Raw genomic sequence first — 6721 nt, 5'->3', positions numbered from 1 at the left:
CAATACAAAAAACTTAGTGACCTTCGTGGTTAAACCAACACAATACAAAAAAACTTAGTGACCTCCGTGGTTAAACCCGACAATACAAAAAAATTAGTGACCTTCGTGGTTAAACCAACACAATACAAAAAAACTTAGTGACCTCCGTGGTTAAACCAACACAATACAAAAAACCTTAGTGCCCTTTGTGGTTAAACCCATACAATACAAAAAAACTTAGTGCCCTTTGTGGTTAAACCCATACAATACAAAAAAACTTAGTGCCCTTTGTGGTTAAGCCCGTACAAAAAACCCTTTGTGGTTTAACTCCACCCAAAAAAAATCAAAAAAAAACTCCATGAACTTTGCCGTAAATAAATAAACTATGCGAACTTTGTGATTCAGAAAAAAACACAATGGCAAAAATACTTACTGGCGTTCAAAGTACAGGAACACCGCATTTAGGAAACCTATTAGGAGCAATTATTCCAGCAATTCAATTATCGAATGATCCAAAAAACGAATCCTATCTTTTCATAGCCGATTTGCATTCCATTACCCAAATAAAAGATGGAACAACTTTAAGAGCAAACACCTACAGCACTGCAGCAGCTTGGCTGGCTTGTGGACTTGATGTCAACAAAGTGGTTTTTTACAGACAATCGGATGTGCCACAAACAGCCGAATTATCTTGGTATTTGAGTTGTTTCTTTCCGTTTCAGCGTTTAACATTAGCTCATTCCTTCAAGGATAAAGCGGACCGTTTAGACGATGTAAATGCAGGATTGTTTTCGTACCCGATGTTAATGGCTGCCGATATTTTATTGTACGATGCTCAAATAGTTCCAGTAGGAAAAGACCAATTGCAGCATCTAGAAATCACCCGCGATGTCGCTTCGCGTTTCAACCATCAAATGGGAGAAACCTTTGTTTTACCCGAAGCTAAAATTCAAGAAGACAGCATGTTGATTCCGGGAACCAATGGTGGCAAGATGAGTAAATCAGCTAATAATATTATCAATATATTCCTTGATGATAAGGCTTTGCGCAAGCAAGTAATGTCTATCGAAACCGATAGTACACCACTAGAAGAGCCCAAAAATCCAGATACTTGTAATGCTTTTGCAATTTATTCCTTATTGGCCACTGAAGAACAACTGGCTGCAATGAGAAGCAATTACGTAGGCGGCAATTATGGCTACGGTCATGCCAAACAAGCGTTATACGAACTGATTTGCGAGACTTTTAAAACCGAAAGAGAAAAATACAACTACTACATCAATAACCTTCCAGAAGTAGATGCTCTGCTTAAAATAGGCGCAAATAAAGCAACAACGGTTGCAAATGGCGTATTATCTAGAGTAAGAGAAAAACTAGGCTTTGAAACGCTTTAAAACAGTATAAAAGAAAAAGTCAAACCGCAAATTCGCAAATTATTTAAAACATAAATAAGCTGTGAATTTGCGGTTTATTTGTGTCTACGAGTAATGCTACCAAATACTTTCTCAAGAAAACACCAGCCCACAGCCATTGATTTAAGGTTTAAGAGCATTACTGAAAAATCACTAAAAGTGGGTATTGTGATTCCGTAATAGAAACCGTTACTTTGTTAGCAACAGTATTAAAAAATTACTTTAACTTTAAAAACTGATCATGAACCAAACCAAACCAAACCAAACCAAACCAAACCAAACCAAACCAAACCAAACGCAAGCTAGTCAAGGCTAAGCCATTTGGCACCTTCTTGCTCGCATTTATCATGTCACTTACATTCACTGACTGTCAAGTAGAAGAAGAGACTATTAAAAACCAAGCTAGCATTGAAACTGTAAGCGTGTTAGAAGCGATTTCATTTCTACGAGAAAACAGTGCAACTACTTCGTCGCAAACAGGAAAAAAAATAACACTACAACCTAATTTCGATCAGATTTCGCAAGAAAAAATCACCAATACTAATCAGTTGTTAACGGTAATTCCAATTATAAATAAACAGGAAAAAGCAAGCAGTAGAATTCTATTATTAAAGATAGAAAAAGAACTAAAATCAGTAGTTTTTACGATGTACCCAGACGACAACACTACTACCGCATTATTTACTGGAAAAATACTAATGCAAAACTTAAATGGCTCATTCGTCAATGGATATAAAGTAAAAGAGGGCGTTATTATTGCTCAATATGTCAAGAAAAATCAAAACAATTCCATTACTAGCAAAGATATAATTATTGATGGTGTTAGTTTTACTGATTATGACGTTGTAATTGTCACAAACTATTACCACAGTCCACTCACTTCCATAAATTCAATGTCTCTTTTTAGTGATACAGACCCTTTTGGAAGCGGCGGTCTTGATACTGGAATGGGATGGGATTATGGTGGCGGAGGCGGAGGCGGTCCTATAACACCTTTAGACGAGGTAATAATAGATAATTCATTTAAAAACAACCCTTGTTTAAAAGGTGTCTACGATAAGTTAGGTGGTTCTCCAACCTTTCAATACTACTTGAAACAATTTGACAGTGCTTTCTCTATAGCCGATTTAAAACTAAGTGTCGGTATAGATCCTAACTATCCTCCTTCAACTACTGCTGTAACATACGAACCAATAAATTTTTCAATTAACATTATGTTTAATCCAGATCAGTTAAAAAGACCTGCGTTAGATATTGCAAGAACATTTTTTCACGAATTGCTACACGCTGAAATGTATAGAAAACTATTATCACTTTCACATCAAGGGCAAATCCCATGGTCTGAAAGCTTTATAACTGGTTTAAAAGATGATTATCCCGGTATTGCAGATTACTATACTAGATACTTATATAATGTTCCAGTAGGGCAACAGCCAACAAATGTTCAACATGAGCTAATGGCACAACATTCTAGAAATATAATTTCTAACGTTTTACAGCAATTTGATAATAATCAAAATACAAGAGAATATTACGATGCACTATCTTGGAGCGGATTAATGGGAAAAGGAGGCAACTTAGATAGTACGACTTTTTTACCACCGTTACCAACAGTAGCATGGAAAAATTTAACACAAGCAAATCGAAAAAAGATAGTAGATACAATTATCAAATTTCAAAATTCAAATCAGCCATGTCAATAGTTTCAAGAAAATTACCATTAATTATATGTTTAGGGTGGTCCTGTCTATCATTTTCGCAACACAGCAATAAATCAGAAAACACTACGGTATTAATTAATTTAAACGATAGCGCTATAGCAAACTTTTGTATAAACAATGAAATGACAAAAGCACAATTTAGCTTTTATTTAAAGGGTTATGAAACTAAGCAAGCAAGAATTGAAGGCGTGAAAAAATCAAAAAACGGACTTTCAACTAGTCTTGGTGTTCCCACATTCATCTTCACCCTTTACAGCTCTACTATATTTTCTCCTAAAGCGGTAAAACCTGAAAATATAAAAACATTAAAAGGAATGAAATATATAACATTAAAAGAGTTCCAAAATAATCATTATAAATCTACTAAAACTACTTACATAATTCATAAGATAAATAACGGTACGTATCTAAAATGGACAACATATTACATGACCGAATAACAAAAAACATTCAGACTTTACAACTGAAGCAATGAATATTGCGAGTATATTTGAGAAAAATCAAAACAATTCCATTACTAGCAAAGATATAATTATTGATGGTGTTAGTTTTACTGATTATGACGTTGTAATTGTCACAAACTATTACCACAGTCCGCTCACTTCCATAAATTCAATGTCTCTTTTTAGTGATACAGACCTTTTTGGAAGCGGCGGTCTTGATACTGGAATGGGATGGGATTATGGTGGTGGTGGCGGAGGCGGTCCAGTAACACCAACAAAAGACCCTTGTACCACAGCACAAGAATCGACTATCGTATCAAAAAATAAAGAATATCTTATCGCACTTGAAGCTATTAATGAGGCCAATGCAGCTGAAGAACACAGTATAACACTAGGCAAAGCTCCCAATGGTACTATGACAAAAGCACCTATGAATAATGGTGGCCAATACATTGTACAAATTAACACAACTTGGGAAGGAGCATTTACGGCACTACACAACCACCCAAACAACACCCCTCTTTCGGCAGGAGATATTTATGCCAGCGTACAGCTCAATGTAAAAAGCAGTAATTTTACAACTAGTTTTATTTTAACGGATGGAGAAGTATATGCAATAGTCGTCACTAACTTGTCTCTGGCACAAGACTTTGTAAAAACATATCCTCCTGACCAGTTACCAGGTTATAGCCCTGAATTTCCAGATTTTATATTAGATCAAATGCTAGACCTCGTAGGTATAATGGGTTCTAGTTTGACCGGTAGGACAACTGCTATCGCTTCTATGTTGGACAAATACAATGCTGGAATAACATTACTGAAACAAGACAGTTTTGGAGATTTTAACCCCATTAAAACCAGAGAAACCACACAAGGCGACGGTACTAAAACTTATAACACAATACCTTGTAATTAACACTAAACAAATAATCATGAAAAATACAGTCAAAATTTTCGTAATGCTGCTCATTTTAATAAACTATAGCTGCAAAGCACAACAAATGGTTCAAACAGTCAAAGATGTACCACTTTTAAAAACAAATGAACAGCAATTTATAAATAAACCATTAAAGAATCTTCTTAAAGAAATCAAACCAGAAATTAAAACTGCCACAGTAATCAACGATAATCCGTTTTATTTCTTTTTTAAATTTACACCTTTGCAACAGCAACAAAAAGATGAAGGTCGTCCGGAAGATAGAGTCTCGTTATATGTTTACGTAAAAGAACCTATTGATTGGAAATGGGAGCGAAGACCTAAAGGAAAAGAATTAGATTGGACCAAAGAAGATGCCGAAAAATATGATAATCTAACTGTAATAAGGATTAAAGTGATCAACAGCCACGTGAATAAATAATTAAAGAAACAGGAAAAAGCAAGCAGTAGAATTCTATTATTGAAGATATAAGAACTAAAATCAGTAGCCTTTTCGATGTCCCCAGACGACAACACTATTACCGCGTTGTTTACTGGAAAAATACTAATGCAAAACTTAAATGGCTCATTCGTCAATGGATATAAAGTAAAAGAGGGCGTTATTATTGCTCAATATGTCAAGAAAAATCAAAACAATGCCATCACAAGTAAAGATATAATTATTGATGGTGTTAGTTTTACTGATTATGACGTTGTAATTGTCACAAACTATTACCACAGTCCGCTCACTTCCATAAATTCAATGTCTCTTTTTAGTGATACAGACCCTTTTGGAAGCGGCGGTCTTGATACTGGAATGGGATGGTATTATGGTGGCGCTGGCGGAGGCGGTCCAGTAACACCAACAAAAGACCCTTGTACCACAGCACAAGAATCGACTATTGTATCAAAAAACAAAGAATATCTTATCGCACTTAAGGCAATTAATGAAGCCAATGCAACCGAAGAGCACAGTATAACATTAGGTACAGCTTCTGACGGTACTATGACACAAGCACCTATGAATCATGGTGGTCAATACATTGTACAAACTAACACAACTTGGGAAGGAGCATTTGCGGCACTACACAACCACCCAGACAAAACACCGCTTTCAGCAGGAGACATTTATGCCAGTGTAAAATTGAATGTAAAAAGTAGTAATTTCACGACAACTTATATCTTAACTGATGGAGAAGTATATGCAATAGTCGTCACTAACTTGTCTCTGGCACAAGACTTTGTAAAAACATATCCTGCTGACCAGTTACCGAATCAGAGCCCAGAATTTCCTAATAATATATTTTACGAAATAGATGGTCTAAAAAGTATAATGGGTTATGGTAATGAAGGACGTACAACTGCAATAGCATTTATCTTAGATAAATATTCGGCTGGAATCACATTGCTAAAACAAGACAATTCTGGGAAATTTAACCCTATTAAAACCCAAGAAACCACACAAAGCAACGGCATTAAAACTTATAATACAATACCTTGTAATTAATACTAAACAAAAAAAAATGAAAAACACACTAAAATTTTACGCAATACTGTTTTTACTTATAAACACTGGTTGCAAAGCACAACAAGTGATTCAAACAGTCAAAGATGTACCACTATTAAAAACAAATGAACAGCAATTTATAAACAAACCATTAAAAAATTTACTAAAAGAAATCAAACCCGCAATAAAAAATGCCGGAGCGAGTAATGAAGTGGGGCATCAATATTTCTCGTTTAAGTTCAGAACATTAGAACAAATTAATAAAAATGAAGGTAGTTACGAAGACAAAGTCTCCTTATATGTTTATGTGAAAGAAATTATTGACTGGAAATGGGAGGAAAGAACAAAAGGAAAAGAATTGGAATGGAGTAAAGAAGATGCCGAAAAATATGGTAATTTAACTGTAGTAAGGATTAAAGTGATTAACCAACCACAAAAATAAAAAGAACAGAACCCCCTTTCTAACCTTTGGTTAGAAAGGGGGTTGTTATAAACAGGAAAAAGAAAGCAGTAGAATTCTATTATTAAAGATAGAAAAAGAACTAAAATCAGTAGTTTTTACGATGTACCCAGACGACAACACTACTACGGCATTATTTACTGGAAAAATACTAATGCAAAACTTAAATGGCTCATTCGTCAATGGATATAAAGTAAAAGAGGGCATTATTATTGCTCAATATGTCAAGAAAAATCAAAACAATTCCATTACTAGCAAAGATATAATTATTGATGGTGTTAGT

At 34.8% G+C, this 6721-nt stretch carries 8 protein-coding genes; all 8 read left to right on the top strand.

What is annotated here, in order from left to right; genetic code table 11:
* The first annotated feature begins 395 nt into the window (after positions 1 to 395).
* The gene (gene trpS, locus H8R24_RS17415) at positions 396 to 1373 is read left to right on the top strand and encodes a tryptophan--tRNA ligase (protein ID WP_187018051.1); all 978 of its coding nucleotides are present in this window, start codon (positions 396 to 398) and stop codon (positions 1371 to 1373) included.
* Between the two features lie 365 nt (positions 1374 to 1738).
* Complete coding sequence (locus H8R24_RS17410; protein ID WP_187018052.1) at positions 1739 to 3094, top strand: hypothetical protein; 1356 nt, start codon at positions 1739 to 1741, stop codon at positions 3092 to 3094.
* The gene (locus H8R24_RS17405; RefSeq protein WP_187018053.1) at positions 3085 to 3552 is read left to right on the top strand and encodes a hypothetical protein; all 468 of its coding nucleotides are present in this window, start codon (positions 3085 to 3087) and stop codon (positions 3550 to 3552) included. Before H8R24_RS17410 ends, H8R24_RS17405 begins: the two co-directional genes overlap by 10 nt.
* Positions 3553 to 3583: 31 nt before the next feature.
* Complete coding sequence (locus H8R24_RS17400) at positions 3584 to 4471, top strand: hypothetical protein (protein WP_187018054.1); 888 nt, start codon at positions 3584 to 3586, stop codon at positions 4469 to 4471.
* A gap of 16 nt (positions 4472 to 4487) precedes the next feature.
* Positions 4488 to 4913, top strand: coding sequence for a hypothetical protein (locus H8R24_RS17395; RefSeq protein ID WP_187018055.1), 426 nt, complete (start codon positions 4488 to 4490; stop codon positions 4911 to 4913).
* 75 nt (positions 4914 to 4988) lie between these two features.
* The gene (locus H8R24_RS17390) at positions 4989 to 5978 is read left to right on the top strand and encodes a hypothetical protein (RefSeq protein ID WP_187018056.1); all 990 of its coding nucleotides are present in this window, start codon (positions 4989 to 4991) and stop codon (positions 5976 to 5978) included.
* Positions 5979 to 5994: 16 nt separating this feature from the next.
* Positions 5995 to 6420, top strand: a complete 426-nt coding sequence (locus H8R24_RS17385) for a hypothetical protein (RefSeq protein ID WP_187018057.1) — start codon at positions 5995 to 5997, stop codon at positions 6418 to 6420.
* 121 nt (positions 6421 to 6541) lie between these two features.
* A partial coding sequence (locus tag H8R24_RS17380; RefSeq protein ID WP_187018058.1) for a hypothetical protein occupies positions 6542 to 6721 on the top strand: 180 nt, incomplete at its 3' end.

The sequence above is a fragment of the Flavobacterium muglaense genome (genome assembly GCF_014305155.1).
GTDB lineage: Bacteria > Bacteroidota > Bacteroidia > Flavobacteriales > Flavobacteriaceae > Flavobacterium > Flavobacterium muglaense.
Note: the sequence above shows the minus strand (reverse complement) of the source record. Positions and strands in the feature narration are given on the sequence as shown.